Annotated in this window: 13 protein-coding genes, 2 tRNA genes, 1 pseudogene and 1 other annotated feature; of the genes and pseudogenes, 10 read left to right on the forward strand and 6 right to left on the reverse strand. The window is 62.8% G+C overall.

Translation table 11 applies throughout. The features are described from left to right. Positions 1-156: 156 nt before the first annotated feature. The 3 genes from P0Y65_07260 to P0Y65_07270 all read right to left on the reverse strand — a co-directional run bounded on the left by P0Y65_07260 (position 157) and on the right by P0Y65_07270 (position 2,841). The gene (locus P0Y65_07260) at positions 157-1,617 is read right to left on the reverse strand and encodes a SulP family inorganic anion transporter (protein ID WEK06046.1); all 1,461 of its coding nucleotides are present in this window, start codon (positions 1,615-1,617) and stop codon (positions 157-159) included. 64 nt (positions 1,618-1,681) lie between these two features. Then, positions 1,682-1,737: a sequence feature (sul1 is cis-regulatory element that is thought to sense ions involved in sulfur or methionine metabolism; They are found in Alphaproteobacteria), on the reverse strand. Positions 1,738-1,898: 161 nt separating this feature from the next. Next, positions 1,899-1,973, reverse strand: a tRNA-Lys gene (locus P0Y65_07265). A gap of 79 nt (positions 1,974-2,052) precedes the next feature. Next, entirely contained in the window at positions 2,053-2,841 is a 789-nt protein-coding gene (locus tag P0Y65_07270; GenBank protein WEK06047.1) for a hypothetical protein, read from the reverse strand. 137 nt (positions 2,842-2,978) lie between these two features. Between P0Y65_07270 and glmU the strand changes: the two genes are divergently transcribed. Next, positions 2,979-4,340, forward strand: a complete 1,362-nt coding sequence (gene glmU / locus P0Y65_07275) for a bifunctional UDP-N-acetylglucosamine diphosphorylase/glucosamine-1-phosphate N-acetyltransferase GlmU (protein ID WEK06048.1) — start codon at positions 2,979-2,981, stop codon at positions 4,338-4,340. A gap of 3 nt (positions 4,341-4,343) precedes the next feature. Continuing rightward, positions 4,344-6,170 (forward strand): glutamine--fructose-6-phosphate transaminase (isomerizing), encoded by a 1,827-nt coding sequence (gene glmS / locus P0Y65_07280; GenBank protein WEK06049.1) that lies wholly within the window; start codon positions 4,344-4,346, stop codon positions 6,168-6,170. A 59-nt stretch (positions 6,171-6,229) separates the two neighbouring features. Here glmS and recG read toward each other — a convergent pair whose 3' ends face one another. Next, on the reverse strand, positions 6,230-8,368 hold the full coding sequence (gene recG, locus P0Y65_07285) for an ATP-dependent DNA helicase RecG (GenBank protein ID WEK06050.1): 2,139 nt from the start codon (positions 8,366-8,368) through the stop codon (positions 6,230-6,232). Positions 8,369-8,493: 125 nt separating this feature from the next. Here recG and P0Y65_07290 point away from each other — a divergent pair, with 125 nt between their 5' ends. From P0Y65_07290 to P0Y65_07300, 3 genes are all read left to right on the forward strand, one after another. Next, positions 8,494-8,772 (forward strand): succinate dehydrogenase assembly factor 2, encoded by a 279-nt coding sequence (locus P0Y65_07290; GenBank protein ID WEK06051.1) that lies wholly within the window; start codon positions 8,494-8,496, stop codon positions 8,770-8,772. After that, positions 8,769-12,254, forward strand: coding sequence for a transcription-repair coupling factor (mfd, locus tag P0Y65_07295; protein ID WEK06052.1), 3,486 nt, complete (start codon positions 8,769-8,771; stop codon positions 12,252-12,254). The genes P0Y65_07290 and mfd overlap by 4 nt, the downstream gene beginning before the upstream one ends. Before the next feature lie 145 nt (positions 12,255-12,399). Then, on the forward strand, positions 12,400-13,140 hold the full coding sequence (locus P0Y65_07300; GenBank protein ID WEK06053.1) for an invasion associated locus B family protein: 741 nt from the start codon (positions 12,400-12,402) through the stop codon (positions 13,138-13,140). Between the two features lie 117 nt (positions 13,141-13,257). On the opposite strand, the gene P0Y65_07305 is transcribed toward P0Y65_07300, so the two are convergent. After that, on the reverse strand, positions 13,258-14,409 hold the full coding sequence (locus tag P0Y65_07305) for an FAD-dependent monooxygenase (protein ID WEK06054.1): 1,152 nt from the start codon (positions 14,407-14,409) through the stop codon (positions 13,258-13,260). 220 nt (positions 14,410-14,629) lie between these two features. Here P0Y65_07305 and P0Y65_07310 point away from each other — a divergent pair. The 3 genes and pseudogenes from P0Y65_07310 to P0Y65_07320 all read left to right on the forward strand — a co-directional run bounded on the left by P0Y65_07310 (position 14,630) and on the right by P0Y65_07320 (position 16,696). Further along, positions 14,630-15,355: pseudogene (locus P0Y65_07310) on the forward strand (TerC family protein). Between the two features lie 227 nt (positions 15,356-15,582). Then, positions 15,583-16,554, forward strand: coding sequence for a quinone oxidoreductase (locus P0Y65_07315; GenBank protein WEK06055.1), 972 nt, complete (start codon positions 15,583-15,585; stop codon positions 16,552-16,554). Between the two features lie 54 nt (positions 16,555-16,608). Further along, positions 16,609-16,696 (forward strand) — tRNA-Ser (locus P0Y65_07320). A gap of 151 nt (positions 16,697-16,847) precedes the next feature. On the opposite strand, the gene P0Y65_07325 is transcribed toward P0Y65_07320, so the two are convergent. Further along, positions 16,848-17,795, reverse strand: coding sequence for a DMT family transporter (locus P0Y65_07325; protein ID WEK06056.1), 948 nt, complete (start codon positions 17,793-17,795; stop codon positions 16,848-16,850). Positions 17,796-17,886: 91 nt separating this feature from the next. Here P0Y65_07325 and P0Y65_07330 point away from each other — a divergent pair, with 91 nt between their 5' ends. Together P0Y65_07330 and P0Y65_07335 are read left to right on the forward strand one after the other, a co-directional pair. After that, positions 17,887-18,216 carry a hypothetical protein gene (locus tag P0Y65_07330; GenBank protein ID WEK06057.1) on the forward strand — a complete coding sequence of 110 codons (330 nt, stop codon included), beginning with the start codon at positions 17,887-17,889 and terminating at the stop codon, positions 18,214-18,216. A gap of 120 nt (positions 18,217-18,336) precedes the next feature. Next, complete coding sequence (locus tag P0Y65_07335; GenBank protein WEK06058.1) at positions 18,337-18,513, forward strand: hypothetical protein; 177 nt, start codon at positions 18,337-18,339, stop codon at positions 18,511-18,513. Positions 18,514-18,570 lie beyond the last annotated feature (57 nt).

Here is an 18,570-nt window from a genome sequence, read left to right on the forward strand (position 1 = left end):
GGGCACGACCTGCAAGTTTGCTTGTAGGAATGAGGGCGCGCCGAACTGCCGGAATGGGCGCCCGGCGGTCTCTAGAAGCCCCTACCTTTCCTGCGTCTCGGTGCACTCAGCTGCCGTCGGGAGCCGATAGACCAGCATGCCACAAACTATGCCTCACTAGGCAACGCGTTCTGTCGCTTCCAGCTGATCAATCAGCGTGGAGCTTGCTGCGTTCAGGCCTGTCACCACCACACCGATGTCGTGAGCGCGATAGCGCTGAACCACCTTTTCCAGCGCGCCGACTGCCGTGATGTCCCAGAAGTGCGCGCGGGACACGTCGATTTCGACCGACAATGTCTCGGCTGCGGCAATGTCGAAAGCATCGACGAAGGCGTCTGCCGAAGCAAAAAACACCTGGCCGGTGACGCGATAGGCCATTAGGCGCCCAGCCTCATCCCGATGCAAGTCCACCTTCATCAAACGAGAGACCTTGGAAGCAAAGAAGACGCCGCTCAGCAGCACGCCGACGGCAACGCCAAGCGCCAGGTTGGACGTGAACACGGTGACCAGCACCGTCACCACCATGACGGCACTGCTCATTTTGGGGTGGATCACCACGCTGCGCAGCGATGACCAGTCAAAGGTGTCGATGGAGACCATGACCATGATTGCGACCAGCGCGGCCACCGGGACCTGTGACACCCAGGGCTTCAGTGCCACCATCAGGATCAACAGGAAGACGCCTGCGAACAATGTCGACAGGCGTCCACGACCACCATATTTCACATTGCTCACGGTCTGGCCGATCATGCCACAACCGGCGATGCCACCAAAAAGGCTCGAGGCGATATTGGCCAGGCCGAGGCCGGCGCTTTCGCGGTTTTTCGAGCTGGTCGTGTCGGTCAGGTCGTCGACGACACTGGCCGTCATCATGGATTCGAGCAAGCCGACCATAGCAATGGCAAGGGCCGGTCCCCCGATGACCAGCAGCGTATCGATGGTAAGAGGCACTGCGGGCCAGCTGAACCAGGGCAGACCATCCGGCAGGTGGCCGAGATCGGCCACCGTCTCGACCGGCAATTGCAGTGCGCTGCAGGCCAATGTCAGCACAAGGATGCAGATCAGCGGCGAGGGAACGGCCGTTGTTATGCGCGGGACGAGGTAGATAATGGCAAGCCCGGCTGCGAGCACGGCATAAGTCATCCAGGAGCCACCAAGAATATGGGGCACCTGGGCCCAGAAGATCAGGATCGCAAGCGCATTCACGAAGCCTGTGCGCACTGATTTGGAAACGAAGCGCATCAGCACTCCGAGGCGCAACAGACCAAAAACGATCTGGATCAATCCGGCCAGTAGGCCGGCCGCCAGCAGATAGGGCAGCCCATGGCTATGGACGAGGGGCGCTGCGACCAGCGCGACTGATCCGGCGGCAGCCGAAATCATGGCCGGTCGTCCGCCGGCAAAAGCGATGGTGATGCCGATGATGAACGAAGCAAAGAGCCCGACCTGCGGGTCAACGCCGGCCACGAAGGAGAAGGCTATGACTTCGGGGATCAGTGCGAAGGTGGCGACAGCGCCGGCGAGAAGTTCGCGTGTGGGATTGCTGGCCCAGTCGCGGCGGAGGGAGGAAAGTTGCATGTGGGAGATCTCGCAATGCACGCCGTGCCTGATCTTAAGGTCACATGATCGCGTACAGCATTTGCGCGGTCCGGCGGATTGGCGGCCGGAATAGCCACCCGGGTTTCCACCGGGTCCTGTCGAGTAAGCGACTTATAAATGTCCAGTCTGAAGTGATCAACGGCGAAGGATGCCGCGATGCCCGCTTTTGTGTGAACCTCCCCCGCACATGGGGACCACTACCCCAGGCGTCACCCCATACCGGTTCGGTGCGAGCAAAAACCACTAAGTCGTTGAAAGCTTGGTATGCCGGGAGGGGGTCGAACCCTCGACCATTCGATTAAAAGTCGAATGCTCTACCACTGAGCTACCGGCACGCACCAAAGGTGGACGCTTTTGGCGTCGCGGCGGAACATAGCCACGCAGCCCCGCCTGTCAACCGCAATTGCACCGATCTCAATAGTCCAGTGGGGTTCCGGTGTAGGGCACGGGCATGCAGGCCACCGAAATACGCTCCAGGCGCTCGCAAAGCGCAGTGGCTTCGGCCAGCTGGGTGATCGGTCCGGCGATAATGCGCATGTCGTCGCCGCTCGATTCTTCGGCCAGCCGCGGGGCGAGGCCGAACAGCAGCGGTCCGAGCTTCATGGAATAGTCCCGCCAGGCATTTGGTGCCTGTTCGGCGGCCACTGCCGGGCCGACGGCAATGCCATAGCCGCTGGGACTGGCCAGTGTGGTCACAGCCGTATCGCCGATGGGGGCGGGCAGGGGCTGGCTGCTTGCCGGTGCCTGCATCGGCAGCAGCGGCTGCTGGCGCACCAGAACCGAGCCGCCGTCAGCTTCAAACACGGTGGCCGGATCGGCCGTGATGGCGGCGGTGCTCGAGGGATCGATGCGCGGGCCGCTGGCCATCACATAGCTTTCCATGATCTGGGGCAGGCTGACTTCAAGCGCCCCGACGCGGCGGACCACCTCGCCACTCTGCTGTTCCCCGAGATTGAAGCGTTCGGTGAGGACGGTATTTTCGCGGCGCAGGGTCTGGGTGGCCTCACGCAATTCACCGACCTGGACGCGCAGCTGTTCCACTGAAGCGCCCTCGACGCGCGTTTTGTGCAGACCGGAGAGCAGGCCCTGGGGCATGATGGCCGAGACATTGGCACCCATGACAGCCACGCCGCCCATGACCAGGGCAACGATGCCCCAGGTCGTGACGTCCGATTGCCGGAACTGTTCCGATGCTTTAGCCAATGCAAAACCTCAAAGGCGCCGTCGAATCAGAAGATGCACCTTGTAGACCATGCCGCTGCTGTTACCGCTTCGCCAACAGTTTAGCGTCATAATAGTGTGTAAAGCCGCCAGTTAAGCCGCATGTCGGAGACGTATTCATGACCCAATTGCTGTCGATCATCCTCGCCGCGGGCGAAGGAACCCGCATGCGATCGACGACACCTAAGGTTCTCCACCCGGTGGGCGGCATGCCCATGGTTGGCCATGTGATGCGCACGGCGCTCAATGCCGGCTCGACCGATATCTGCGTCGTCGTCGGACCTAACCACGCGGCAGTACAGGAAGAAGTGTCTCGCCACGGCGCGTCGCGCGTGTTCAGCCAGCTAGAGCGGCTGGGCACCGGCCATGCGGTGAAACAGGCCCGGGAGGCCTTCGAGAGCGTGAGCGGCAACGTGGTCGTGCTCTATGCCGACAACCCGCTCGTCTCTGCCAATACTGTCGCGACTATTGCGGCCAGGCTCGATGACGGCGCCGACATTGTGGTTGTTGGCTATCGACCGGCCGACCCGACAAATCTTGGTCGCCTGCTGACCAAGGACGGGCGGCTGCTGGCGATCCGCGAACATCGCGATGCGACTGAAGAAGAACGCAAGATTGGCCTCGCCAATTCGGGCATCATCGGCTTCCGCGCCGAAGCCCTGCGCAGCGTGATCGACCGCATCGGTAACCAGAATGCCAAGGGCGAATACTATCTGACCGACGCGGTCGAACTGGCCAATGAGGATGGCCGCCGGGTAGACTATATCGAAGCCGATCCCGGCGAGGTCATGGGCGTCGATGACCGGACGCGCCTGGCGGCGGCCGAAGCGCAGTTCCAGAAGTTGCGCCGCGATGATTTCATGAAGGCCGGCGTGACGCTCAGGGATCCGGACAGTGTCTGGTTTTCCTATGATACCGAGATCGGCCGTGACGTCACGATCTTCCCCAATGTGGTGTTCGGCCCGGGGGTGAAGATCGCTGACGATGTAGAGATCCGCGCCTTCTGCGATATCGAGGATGCCGTGATCGGGCAGGGCGCGTCCATCGGGCCCTTCGCGCGTATTCGTGGCGGAGCCGAGCTCGGGGCCGATGTGCATCTGGGCAATTTCGTCGAGGTCAAGAAGAGCAGAATCGGCGCCGGTACCAAGGCCGGTCACCTGAGCTATCTTGGCGATGCCGATATTGGCCAGAAGACCAATATCGGCGCGGGTACCATCACCTGCAATTATGATGGCGTAAACAAGGACCAGACCGTCATCGGCGACAATGTCTTCATCGGCTCCAATGCATCATTGGTGGCACCGGTGAGCATTGGCGACGGGGCCTATACCGCCTCGGGCAGCGTGATCACCGATGACGTGCCGGCCGATGCCGTGGCCTTTGGTCGGGCGCGCCAGGAAAACAAACCGGGCTATGCGCCCAGGCTGCGCGACAAAGCGCTGGCGAAAAAAGCGGCCGCTCTCGCGGCCAAGGGGAAGTAGACCATGTGCGGTATTGTTGGAATTGTCGGCAGCGAACCGGTTGCCACCCGTCTGGTCGATGCGCTGAAGCGTCTGGAATATCGCGGCTATGACAGCGCCGGGGTGGCGACGCTGGAGGATGGCGCCATCGCGCGTCGCCGTGCCGAGGGCAAGCTGGGGAACCTGGCGAGCAAGCTCGGCATGGAGCCGCTCGGCGGCCGGATCGGCATTGGCCACACGCGCTGGGCGACGCATGGCGCGCCGACCGAAACCAATGCGCATCCCCATGCCACCGACCGTGTCGCCGTGGTGCATAATGGCATTATCGAGAATTTTCGCGAGCTGCTCGCAGACCTCGCCAGGGACGGCTATCTGCCCCAGACGCAGACCGACACCGAATCCGTCGCGCTTTGGGTCAGCCGCGAACTGGCCAATGGCGCCGAGCCAGAACTGGCCGTCGCCAATACGCTTAAAAAGCTCAAGGGCGCCTTTGCGCTGGCCTTCCTGTTCAAGGGCGAGGAGAGTCTGCTCATTGCCGCGCGCCACGGCGCGCCGCTGGCCATTGGCTATGGCACGACGGAAATGTATCTGGGTTCCGACGCCATGGCGTTGGCGCCCTTCACGTCGCGCCTGACCTATCTCGAAGACGGCGACTGGGCCGTCATCACACCCCGGGGCGTCACCATCCGGGACGGGCAGGACGCCATCGTGCAGCGCGAGCAGCAGCTGTCGCAGGCCTCGGCGCTGATGGTGGACAAGGGCAACCACCGCCATTTCATGGCCAAGGAAATCTACGAACAGCCCGAGACCATTTCGCATACGCTGAGCCACTATGTGGACATGGGAGCCGAAAAGGTCGCCATCCGCGAAAGCCTGCCCTTCGATTTCAAGGATCTGACGCGTCTGACCATGAGCGCCTGTGGCACGGCCTATTATGCCGGTGCGGTCGCCAAATACTGGTTTGAACGCTATGCGCGGCTGCCGGTCGATCTCGATGTCGCCAGCGAATTCCGCTATCGCGAGCCGCCGATGCAGCAGGGCGGGTTGTCGCTGTTCATCTCGCAGTCCGGTGAAACCGCCGACACGCTCGCCGCGCTGCGCTATTGCGCCAGCCAGGGCCAGCATGTCGCCTCGCTGGTCAACACGGTGGAATCGACTATTGCCCGCGAATCCGGCGTGGTGTTTCCGATCCTCTGCGGCCCGGAAATCGGCGTGGCCTCGACCAAGGCGCTGACGGCGCAGCTCACCGCTCTCGCCAGCCTCGCCATCGCGGCGGGTCGCGCGCGTGGCGTGCTTGGCGCCGAGCAGGAGGCCGAGCTGGTGCGCTCGCTGGTGCATCTGCCAACAGCCGTTGCCGAAGCGCTGAATACCGAAGGCCAGATCATCGACATCTCCAAGCGCCTCTCCAAGGCCAAGGATGTGCTCTATCTCGGCCGTGGTCCGATGTTCCCGATCGCCATGGAAGGGGCGCTCAAGCTCAAAGAGATCAGCTATATCCATGCCGAAGGTTATGCCGCCGGTGAGCTCAAGCATGGCCCGATTGCCCTCGTGGACGAGGACATGCCGGTCATCGTCGTAGCGCCTTCGGACGAGCTGGTCGACAAGACGCTTTCCAACATGCAGGAAGTGGCGGCGCGCGGCGGCAAGATCATTCTGATCACCGACGAGCAGGGTGCCGAGACGGTTGGCCATGGCGTCGCCGACATCATCGTCGTGCCGCATGTGTCGAGTTTTGTCGCGCCGATCCTGGCGACCATTCCCGTTCAGTTGCTGGCCTATCACACCGCTGTCTTCATGGGGACGGACGTCGATCAGCCGCGCAACCTCGCCAAATCGGTGACGGTCGAGTAGGCGCCAGCACGCGGCAGATCAGAGTGCAAGAAGTCGTCCAGCATGCTTGGCTGAGCTTGCTAGCCCGCCCGGATCAGCGGGATCGCGAGGTCTTTTCGGAACAGGTAGAGCAGCGTCCGCGCGGCTTCGCCTTCTGACCCGCTGAGAGAGGAATTGCGCGCCAGCAAGGCTTTAGCGTCGTCGTGGGCAAAGTCGAGCAGGTGGCGATGCACGTCGGGCACGGCGAGGCGGTAACCGGGCATGCCGGATTGCCGGGTGCCGAGCACATCGCCCTGGCCGCGCAGTTCGAGGTCCCGTTCAGCGATAAGGAAGCCGTCTTCGGTGGATTTTATTGTTTCGAGGCGGGCCTTTGCGGTTTCGCTCAGCGGGTCCTTGTAGAGCAGCAGGCAGGCCGAGCGCTGTGAACCACGGCCGACGCGGCCGCGCAGCTGGTGCAATTGGGCGAGGCCGAAGCGCTCGGCGTGTTCGATGATCATGATCGAGGCATTGGGCACGTCGACGCCCACTTCGATCACGGTCGTCGCCACCAAGAGCTTGAGTTCATTGGCAGAAAAGCGCTGCATCACCTCCTGCTTGGCGGCGGCGCTCATCCGGCCATGGACCAGAGCCACCTGGTCGCCGAAGACTTTCTGCAATTCGGCAAAGCGGTCTTCGGCGGCGACGACCTCGAGATGTTCGCTCTCTTCGACCAGCGGGCAGACCCAAAAGGCCTGGGCGCCTTCGTCGAGGCGGGCGCGCAGGCGGGCGATGACGCGGCCGTAGTCACCAATGGAAAGGACTGCCGTATCAATAGGTTGGCGGCCGCGCGGCTTCTCGCGCAACACGCTGACGGCCATGTCGCCGAAGTGGGTCAGGACCAGGGTGCGGGGGATTGGTGTTGCCGTCATGACCAAGAGGTCAGTGTGCTTGCCCTTGTCGGACAGGGCGAGGCGCTGGTGGACGCCGAAGCGGTGTTGTTCGTCGACGACGGTCAGGCCCAAGTCCTTGAATTCTATACCGGATTGGAACAGAGCGTGGGTGCCGACCGCGATGGTGGCGGAGCCGTCGGCGAGGGCTGCGAGTTTGGCGCGGCGTTCGGCGGCACCCATCTTGCCGGTCAGCAATTCGCAGCCGAGACCGGCGGCGTCGCAGATAGGCTTGAGGGTCTTAAAGTGCTGAGCGGCAAGGATTTCCGTCGGTGCCATCAGGGCGGATTGGGCACCACTTTCGGCCATGGCAGCCATGGCCATGAGGGCGACGACGGTCTTTCCGGCGCCCACGTCGCCCTGCAGGAGGCGCGACATGCGGTCGGGCGAGGCGAGGTCCGCCTTGATCTCTTCCACCGCCTGCAACTGTCCCGCAGTGAGGGAATAGGGTAACAGACTGCTAACCTTGAGTGTCACCTTTCCGGTGAAAGTGCGACTGATGCCGCGGGCCGCGGTCATGGTCGAGCGGATCAGCTGCAGGGTGATCTGCCCGGCCAGATATTCGTCATAGGCGAGACGCTGGCGGGCTGGGGCGAAGAGCTGACCCTCATCCGGATTGGACGGCAGATGCACCATGCGCATGGCATCGGCGAAAGCTGGCCACTTGCGCTGCGCCATGGTGGATTCGTCGATCCATTCGGGCAGGGTCGGGACGCTGTCGACCACTTGCCGGACCAGTTTGGTCAGCGCCTTGGAGCTTAGCCCCTGGGTCAGCGGATAGACTGGTTCTACCAGGGGGAGCGTGGCGAATTTCTCGGGCTCGACGATATAGTCGGGATGGGTGATCTGTTTATCACCGTTAAAGAAGCCGATCGTGCCCGAAACGAAGCGTTCCTCGCCGACGGGCAGGGCCTTTTCGACCCAGCCGCCCTGCGCGCGAAAGAAGACCAGTTGCATGTCGCCGGTTTCGTCATGGGCGAAGACGCGATGCGGCACGTGTGGCTTGCCATGCGGCGGGGCCTGATGGCGGTCGACATGCAGCTTCAGCGTGACGATCTGGTTGAGATAGGCTTCAGAGATGCCGACTTGGCGGCGCCGGTCCACGACGCCCGAGGGCATGTGCATGAGGATATCGAGCGCCATCGCCTCCTGGCCTTCGGGCGCGCCGAAGAATTTGGTCAGCAACACGGCCAGTTTGTCGCCAACACCCTTGATGGAATGCAGCGAGGCAAAGAGCGGCGATAGGCTGTCGGGACGGGGCAGGGCGATTCTCCTTGGCAGGGAAAGTGCCACAAAAGAACAGGATAGGAACAGGGTGGAGCGATTTCACGCCTTGGCCGTTCAAAGGGCTGACAACTCCGCCGAACCCGCGTAAGACGGGTCCAAATCGAGAACGCAATCAGGATCATGGTCGTCAAATGACAGCCGGTGAAGACATTTCCATGCGCCGCAAGAAGCTGCGCTATCGTGCCTGGCATCGGGGAACCAAGGAGATGGACCTGATCCTCGGGCCCTATGCCGATGCGCATGTCGAGGGCCTCGATGATGCCGGTCTCGACCAGCTCGAAGCGCTGATGAACGAGGAAGATCCGCCGCTGCTCAAATGGGTGATGGGGTCGGAAGAACCGCCCGAGCACGTCGATCGTGTCTTCCTGGCCAAGGTCATCGCCGACCATCAGGCGCGGCTCAGCAAATGAACGACATTACCCCGATCAAGCCGGCGCGCACGATCGCCAATGTGCCCGATGGCATGCAGCCCATGGTGCTGGCCGACCTCGTGCAGAAGCGCATCGAGGCCGCACCGGATGATGCGGCAAGTGTGGTCTTCGTGGCGCGCGACGGCCGCCGCCTGCAGCGCATGGCCGATATCCTGACGGCCATGCTGCCGGGCCACACGATCCTGACGCTGCCGGCCTGGGATTGTCTTCCCTATGACCGTGTCTCGCCCAACAACGTGACCATTGCCGCGCGAATGAATACGCTGGCGGCTCTGACCTCGGGCGCCAAGGGTGCAATCGTCCTGACGGCGGTCAATGGGCTGATCCAGAAGCTTCCGCCGCGCGATGTCGTCGAGACGATGAGCTTTTCGGCGGCGGCCGGGCGCGTGGTGGACAGCAACAAGCTGATCGCCTGGGCGGCCAACAATGGTTATCTGCGCGTGCCGACAGTGCGCGAGAGCGGCGAATACGCCGTGCGCGGCGGACTGGTAGACCTGTTCCCGGCCAGTGCCGAGACGCCGCTGCGCTTCGACTTCTTCGGCAGCCAGCTTGAATCCATCCGCAGCTTCGATCCCGATAGCCAACGCACCACGGGTACGCTGAAGCGCGTCGACCTGACGCCGATGAGCGAAGTGGTTCTCACCGACGAGACCATCAAGCGCTTCCGGCAGAACTATACGGCGACCTTTGGTGGCAATACGGTCGATGACACGCTCTATGCATCGGTCAGCGGCGGTTCTCGCTATTCGGGCACCGAGCATTGGCTGCCGTTCTTCTACGAGCATCTCGACATGCTTGCCGACTATGTCGGCGATGCGCCTTTCGTATTCGATGAACAGGCTGTGGAAGCCTATGCCGATCGCGTGGCGCAGATCCGCGACTATTACGACGCGCGCGAAGCGGCGCGGCTGTTGCCGGTCGTGGCGGGAGCGGGCGCGCCCTACAAGCCGATCAAGCCGGAGCTGCTCTATGGCGTGGACCAGCATCCCTATACGCTGTCCGGCACGACGACGGTGCAGCTCAGCCATTTCATCTCGCCTGAGACCAAGGCCAGCAATGATGCCGGTGGGCATATAGCGCCCAGCTTCGCCGCCGAACGGCAGGCGCAGGACACGAACCTCTTCCAAGCTGTTGTCGATCGGCTGCTGAACGAGAGGCAGAAGGGTCGCCGGGCCATCGTCGCCTGCTGGAGCACGGGCACGCGCGATCGCATGGTGCAGGTGCTCAAGGACCATGGCCTGACCAATCCGCGCATGGCAGAAAACTGGCGCGATGCCGAGACGACGAGTGCGGCGACAACGTCGCTGGTCGTGCTGCCGCTCGAAAGCGGCTTCGAGACCAAGGATCTGTTGGTCCTTTCCGAACAGGATATCCTGGGCGAACGCATCCTCAGGCCCCAGCGCAAGAAGAAGGCGAGCGACGCGCTGACCGAGGCGGCGAGCCTTGCCGCGGGCGATCTCGTCGTTCATGTCGATCATGGTATTGGCCGTTTCCTGGGCCTCAAGGTCATCGAGGCCGGCGGTGCGCCGCATGAATGTGTCGAGCTCGAATATGGCGGCGAGACCAAGCTCTACCTGCCGGTCGAAAATATCGAGCTGCTGACGCGCTATGGCAGCGATGACGGCAATGTCACCCTCGACAAGCTCGGTGGCGTGGCCTGGCAGGCGAAAAAAGGAAAACTCAAGCAGCGCATCCGCGAAATGGCGGAGCAGCTCATCAAGATCGCGGCGGCGCGCCTGCTCACCAAGGCCGATGTGGTCGAGATCAATCCGGGCGCCTACGACGAATTCGCCGCGCGCTTCCCCTATGAGGAGACCGAAGACCAGATGGCCGCCATCGAGGCGGTGTTCGATGACGTGACCTCGGGTCGCGTCATGGATCGCCTGGTGTGCGGGGACGTGGGTTTCGGCAAGACCGAGGTGGCGCTGCGCGCGGCTTTTGCCGTGGCGCTGAGTGGCAAGCAGGTTGCCGTGGTCGTGCCGACAACCCTGTTGGCGCGCCAGCACTTCAAGACTTTCTCGGAGCGTTTCAAGGGCCTGCCGGTCAAGGTGCGTCATGCCTCTCGCATGGTTTCGGCAGCAGAACTCAAGGCGACCAAGGAAGGCCTGGCCGATGGGCAGGTCGATATCGTGGTCGGTACGCATGCGCTGCTCAGCAAGACGGTCACGTTCCACGACCTTGGCATGGTGATTGTCGACGAAGAGCAGCATTTCGGGGTGGGTCACAAGGAGCGCCTCAAGGAGCTCAAGGCCAATGTCCACGTGCTAACCCTCACGGCGACGCCGATTCCGCGGACGCTGCAACTGGCACTGACCGGGGTGCGCGACCTCAGCCTGCTGGCGACGCCGCCGGTCGATCGCCTTGCGATCCGCACCTTCATCTCACCTTTCGATCCACTGTCGGTTCGCGAGGCGCTGCTGCGCGAAAAATACCGTGGCGGGCAGAGCTTTTACGTCGTGCCGCGTATCAAGGATCAGCATGAGATCGCTGATTTTCTCAAGGCACAGGTGCCCGAAGTCAGCTTCGTGGTGGCCAATGGGCAGATGGCGCCGGGCGAACTCGACGACATCATGAATGCCTTCTACGACAACAAGTTCGACGTGCTGGTGGCAACGACGATCGTCGAATCGGGGCTCGACATTCCCAATGCCAATACGCTGATCGTGCATCGCGCCGACCATTTCGGTCTGGCGCAGCTCTACCAGATCCGTGGTCGAATCGGCCGTGCCAAGGCGCGCGCCTATGCGCTGTTCACGGTGCCGGCCGACAAGAAGCTGACCGACACGGCGGAGCGCCGGCTTGGCGTGCTGCAATCCCTGGAATCGCTGGGCGCCGGCTTCCAGCTGGCCAGCCACGACCTCGATATTCGCGGGGCCGGAAACCTATTGGGCGACGAACAGTCGGGCCATATCCGCGAAGTGGGCTACGAGCTCTACCAGTCGATGCTGGAAGAGGCGGTGGCCAATCTCAAGAATGGCGATGCGGACTACGAGGACCGCAACGAGTGGAGCCCGCAGATTTCGCTGGGCATGCCGGTGATGATTCCCGAGCACTATATCCCCGACCTGCAACTGCGCATGCAGCTCTACCGTCGCCTGGGCGATCTGACCGATATCCGCGATATCGACGGCGCTGGCGCAGAATTGATCGACCGTTTCGGCCCGCTGCCGGAAGAGGTCGAGGCGCTGCTCAAGGTGATCCTCGTCAAGGCACTCTGTCGCCAGGCCAATGTCGAGAAGGTGGATGCCGGGCCAAAGGGTGCAGTCATCTCCTTGCGGCATAACGAATATCCAAATCCGGCTGCGCTGGTGAAGCTGGTGAGCGATCCGGCCAACCAGGTTCGCATCAAGCCCGATCAGAAACTTGTGTTCGCCCGCAACTGGCCGACGCCGAATGATCGCCTCAAGGGCACGGCAGCTATCCTGTCGCGCCTAGCAAAACTGGCAGAAAACGCTGCATGACCCATGGGCAGGAACGCCGTGTCGCCATAATCCTTTTGCAAGGTGTATCGGTCATGTTATTGCCCGAATTCAGCACTTGAAGGGCAGTTCGCTATTCAAGGTGGCATCAGGCCACCGGGACTGCCAAAGAAGCCAAGGAAATTCTATGAAGTTCAGGAAACCCCTCGTTGCCGGTATCGCGGCGGCCGCGCTGATGCTGTCCCCGCTGTCGGCCTTCGCTCAGGAAGCCGCTCCCGCCGAGGCTCCCGCTGCTGAAGCTCCGGCTGCTCCGGCCGCCGATGGTGCCGCAGCGCCCGCCGCTGCCGCGGCCGGTGGCCAGCAGAACTGGCTCAAGGTCTGTGATCCGCTGCCCGATGGCCAGCAGGCCTGCATCATGCGCCAAGTGGTGCTGGCCAATGGCCAGTTCCTCGGTTCCTTCCTGCTGCGCGACGATCCGGGCCAGGAAAGCCGTTTGCTAGCCGTTGCGGCTGTGCCGCTGGGCGTGCTGCTGCCGTTCGGCCTGACCTGGCAGATCGACAATGCCAAGCCGGTCCGCGTGCCTTACATGCTGTGCGACCCTACGTCCTGCGCCACGCAGCTGGTGATCAACGAGCAGTATGTGAACTCGCTGAAGCGCGGTGGTACGCTCAAGCTGACCGCCAAGAACCGCCAGAACCAGGACCTGACGATCGAAATCACCCTGGCCGGCTTCACCTCGGCCTATGATGGCGATGCAGCGCTGACCTTCGAGCAGTTCCGCCAGGAAACCTCGGGCGAAAACGCGCTCGAGCAGGTGCTGCAGGATCGTGCCGAGACGCTGCGCCAGCAGCTCAATGGCGGCGCTGCGGCTCCCACGACCGATGGCGCGGCTCCGGCTGAAGCGACCGAAACGCCGCCGGCTCAGTAAGCCAGCGCGACTGAAATCGAGAAGGGCGCCGGAGTGATCCGGCGCCCTTTTTGTTTGGACCTTCTAATGTTGCGTTTTCGGACCGCAAAGGTGGAATGCGCCTTTGCCGGGAACGCTCTAGCGGCCGCCCATGCCGAGGGAGAAGGCTTGTTTCCTGAGGAATGGCGCGAGTTTGAGGGCCCATAGGCCACCGGCGCGCAGGGCCTGGGCGGGGATCATTTCGGCGAGCAGCGAGCGGAACAGCGTATCGACCATGCCACCGGTGCGAGCCAGGTCAGCGCTGCGGCGGGTGGCATAGTCGAGGCTGAGTTTTTGTGCCCAGTCAGGGGTCGAGCGATCGGAGACGGCGAGCGAAGCGGCCAGATCGGCGACGTCGCGGAGGCCGAGGTTGAGGCCCTGGGCGCCGATGGGCGGGAAGGCGTGCGCGGCTTCGCCGACCAGGACCACGCCATCGGCTCCTGCGTTGGGAACGCTTAAGCTGCTGAGGGGAAAGACAAAAACCGGGCTCGCCAGGGTGATCTTGCCAAACAGACGCTGGGATTTTTCCAGCAGCGTGGCGGTCAGTTTTTCAGCGCCGCTTTCCCTGGCCTCGAGCAGGAGGGCGTGGTCGTCGATCCAGACCAGATTGGCGCGGTTGCCGCCGGCCGGAACCAGCGTAAACGGGCCTTGGGAATAGTGAAACTCTACCGAGGTGCCATGGATGGGGCGGCCGAGGTCGAGGTCGCAGACCAGAGCGGACTGGGTGAAGGCGGTCTCGCGGGCCTTGAGGCCGGCCGCAGCGCGGATCAAAGACTTCTTGCCGTCAGCGCCCACAATCAGAGGGGCTGAGAGTGTCGTGCCATCGGTGAGGCTCACCGTGGTGTCGTGCAATTCGGTAGCGCCAAGGTTACGGCCTTCAAGGTTGGCAAGGGTTTGCGCGACGGCGTTGAAGCGCTCCATCAAGCGCATATTGGCAAAATTCCAGCCAAATGCGTCATGGCCGGCTTCCTGCGCATCGAACAGGGTTTCGGGCGCGCGGATCAGGCGGTTGGTGGCGTCGATGATGCGGATCTGCGTCAGGGCATGGCCGAGGGCGGCGGGGTCGTCGACCAGGCCGGCGCCTTGCAAGTAGTCGACACTGGGCAACATGAGCGCGGAGGTGCGCCGATCCGGCGGCGCGGTGGGGGCCAGGTGAATGGTCTTGAGCCCGGCCTGGGCGACGGCGATTGCCGCTGCCACTCCGGCCAATCCGCCACCGACGAGGATGGCATCTGCGTCATACTTGGTCATGGTCTATCCATATCGGCCGGAATCCGGCCAAGGTGTTGCGGCGCTGAACGATTTCACTCTTCGTCCGTTGTGCTGCTCGCGAGCCAGACTATCATCGCGCGCAGCATGGAGACCAGCGTGGGGATGGCTTCCCATTGCCGCAGTGGGGGCTCGTGAGGCCTTGCGGATTCGCGGGGCCCGCATAGAAGTATGAACACCAAGTGCCGCAACGGAGGCCATGATGCTTGAACTGCTCGCCGATCCCAATGTCTGGGTCGCCTTTGCCACGCTGACGATCATGGAGATCGTGCTGGGGATCGACAATATCGTGTTCATCTCGGTGCTGGTGTCGCGCCTACCGCGCGAACAGGCCGAATTCGCCCGCAAGCTGGGCATTGGCCTGGCGCTGGTGTTCCGCATCGTGCTGCTGTTCCTGATCAGCTGGATCGTGCAGCTGCAGGATCCTGTGTTCACCGCCTTCGGCCATGGCTTCTCGTGGAAGGACATCATCCTGATCGCCGGTGGCGGCTTCCTGATCTACAAGGCCACCCATGAAATGCATGCGGCCATCGAGGACGACCACGAGGTCGGCCTCAAGGATGCTGCCGGGGCGACGCTGCAGGCGATCCTCGTGCAGATCGTGGTCATCGACATGGTGTTCTCCATCGATTCGATCATCACGGCCGTCGGCATGGTGCCGGCCGACCAGGTGTTCGTCATGGTTGCCGCAGTTCTGGTTGCGGTCGGCGTGATGTTCGTCGCCTCGGGCCCGATCGCCAAGTTCGTGGCCGATCACCCGACCACCAAGATGCTGGCGCTGGCCTTCCTGCTGCTGATCGGCGTGACGCTGGTGGCCGATGGTCTCGGTTTCCACATTCCCAAGGGCTATATCTATTCGGCCATGGCCTTCTCGGTGCTGGTCGAGGCGATCAATGTCATTGCCAAGGGCCGCAAGGCGAAAACGGCAGGCAAGGCGAAGCACGGCTTCACGCCCTTTACCGGTGATACCGGCTCGGTGGGAACGGAAGAGGCTCTCGCTGCCGTGGGGCGCAAGTCGGCGGCCGTGAGCCAGGCCAAGCTGGCGGCGACGCCAGTCGCTCCGCCCAAGCCGCGCACGACGCCGCAGGGCAAGGCGCAGGCCCGGCCAAAGTCGGCGCCGCGCAAGCCCAAGACCACCAAGTGAGCGGCGAAGCCATGAGCAAGGCAGTCGTCGTTCACCAGACGGGTGGGCCAGAGGTGCTGTCCTTCGAGGATCGTCCGGTGGGCAAGCCGGGGGCAGGGCAGGTTGCCCTGCGCCAGACGGCGGCCGGGCTGAACTTCATCGACACCTATCAGCGCAGCGGGCTCTACAAGGTCGAGACGCCCTTCGTGGCCGGCAGCGAAGGCGCCGGCGTGGTGACGGCGGTTGGCGAGGGTGTGACCTTGTTCAAGGAAGGCGACCGCGTCGCCTATCAGGGGCAGGTCGGCGCCTATGCAACGGAGCGGCTGGCCATTGCCGACCGGCTGGTGCCTATTCCGGAGGGCGTCGATGACCAGACGGCGGCAGCCGTGCTGCTCAAGGGGCTGACGGCGCATTACCTATTGTTCAAGACCTGGGCCTTGGCCAGGGGCGAGACGATCCTCTGGCATGCGGCAGCCGGCGCCACGGGGATGATCGCCACGCAATGGGCCAAGTCGCTCGGCGCGACGGTAATCGCAACGGCGGGCAGCGACGAAAAGGTGGCGCTGGCCAAGGCGCATGGCTGTGACCATGTGATCAACTATCGCAAGGAAGACTTTGCCGAACGGGTGCGGGAGCTGACCGGGGGACGGGGCGTCGATGTCGTCTATGACGGCGTCGGCAAGGATACGTTCGAGAAATCGCTGGACTGCCTGCGACCGCGCGGGCTGATGGTCAGCTTCGGCAATGCCTCGGGTGTGGTCAGTATTCCCGATATCACGGTGTTGTCGCGCAAGGGTTCGCTCTATGTGACGCGGCCCACCACGGCGCACTACTACGCCAACCGCGAAGAGTTGCTGGAAGGCGCCGATCGGCTGTTTGCGGCGATCAAGAGCGGGGCGATCAAGGTGGAGATCGGCCGGACCTTCGCACTGGCCGACGCCGCCGATGCGCATCGGGCGCTCGAAGGGCGCGAAACCACGGGATCGGTGATCCTGTTGCCGTGAGAATACGCGCCGGGCTGGACAGCCCGGCGCTCTATCGGTAAAGGCACACTCTACGGAAGGGTGGCAGAGTGGTCGATTGCAGCGGTCTTGAAAACCGCCGATGTGCAAGCATCCGTGGGTTCGAATCCCACCCCTTCCGCCATAGTCCCGCCGATGCACCACGCCAGACGACCGCGTGCCCGGGAAGTTGTTCCCCACAAATCTCATAGGCGAATTTTGGCCTACCCGCCGCACTTCACCCGGCTGGGGGAACGCGACGAGGCGATCGTGTCGACGGGGCGCGGCAATCCTTCCTATCCGCCGAGTCCTGCGACGTTTGTCACGCGGGCGCGGCGGGTGGTGACGAGCCAGATGCCGGATGTGACGAGGGCGAGCGCTACCAGATTGTTCCACTGCACGATATTTTCGCCCAGGATGACACCCGAGAGGGCGATGCCGAAGATGGGGATGGCGCAATTGAAGATGGCGACCACGCCAACCGGATTGTGCTTAAGCAGCAGGCCCCATAGCGAAAAGGCCAGGGCCGAGATGGCTGCCAGATAGGCGAGCATGGCGATGGCCTCGGGGCTGGTGATGCTGATGCGGCCGCCCGTGGCGAGGCCAATGGCCAACAGGGCGAGGCCACCCAGGAGCAATTGCCAGCCCGTCATCAGGCCGGTGTCCATGCGCTGGCTGATGCGCCGCCCATAGAGCGTGCCGACGGAAAACAGCAGGGCGGCGATGAGAATGAAGCCTTCGCCGATGAAGGAGATGCTGGCATCGACCGGAGAGGCCAGATTGACAATCAAAACGCTGGAAAAGCCGAGCAGGCAGCCGACCGAGCGTTGCCAGGTGAGTTTGTCATCGGTGAAGAGCCAATGGGCCAGCAGGACGGAAAAGAAGGTGCTGGTGGCGCTGACGATTGACACCTTGACGCCCGTCGAATGGGCAAGGCCGACGTAGTAGAAGAGATATTGGGCGGCCGTGGACACGAGGCCCAGCAGGAGCAGGCGGGACATCTGTGACGGCGCCTGGATCAGAGGCTGGCGACGCAGGGCCATGAACAGCAGGAGCGCCACGCCAGCCAGGATGAAACGTGCGCCGGCAAAGACCATGATCGAGGGCGTGTCGGAGGGCGCTATGCCGAGGACCGCATAGCCATGCTTGACCGCCGGAACGGCGCTCCCCCAGAGAAAACAGCAGAGCAGGGCAATGGCCACGACGAAGCGCCGGTCACGCAACCAGCTGGCGGGAATATTCAATTGAGGCGTCCGATCGTAGTCGCGGCGGCGGTGGTCATTGGGGGATGGCTATAGACAATGGCAATGCAGCCGACCACTGGCCACGAGATGGTTGGGCGCAATTGCCGGGAAGATCATTCTCGACCCGATAGCGATCGCCTGCTATGGCGTCGAGCCTGTTAGCCAGCCGCAGGAGTGCACGCCGATGAGCCGCAAGGAATTTGATGCATCGCGGATGCGCCGGTTGAAGCGGTATGCGGCGCGCTATGGGGTGACCATTCTCACCGATGACAAGATGAAGGCCCTGGGCAAGCCGGGTGGCCATGCCATTCGCGAGGATGAGACCCGCAAGGTGATCTATGGTCATGAGCCGACGCCATTTTCGGCGAGCCTCGATGATATCGAGGCCTGGCTGGAGGCTAACACGGCGGGGGAAGAGTAAGACTGACTGTCCTATCTGTCCACCGGGCTTGGCATGGCTAGACGTAAATTTCCGTTATTTATTCTGTAACAGGAATCGCCGCACAATCACTTCCATTGGCTCACTTGGAGGCGCGTTATTGTGTTTACTCTGATTAATGCCGACGCTGAAGACGACGACGCCGAAATCACCGATCCCCAGGAAATCGCAGAGCTTTTTGCTGCCATTGCAGCGGTCGCCATCGAGGCGATCGGTGTGGGGCAGGCCAAAGAGCTGTTCGAAGCCGTGATCGAACAGGACGGCCGAGACCCGAACTGACCGGACATTCCTGACCCGGCAGGTCAAATCTGGCCGTTCCGCCCAGGCGGTATCGGC

The sequence above is a fragment of the Candidatus Devosia phytovorans genome (assembly GCA_029202405.1).
Classification (GTDB): Bacteria; Pseudomonadota; Alphaproteobacteria; order Rhizobiales; family Devosiaceae; genus Devosia; species Devosia phytovorans.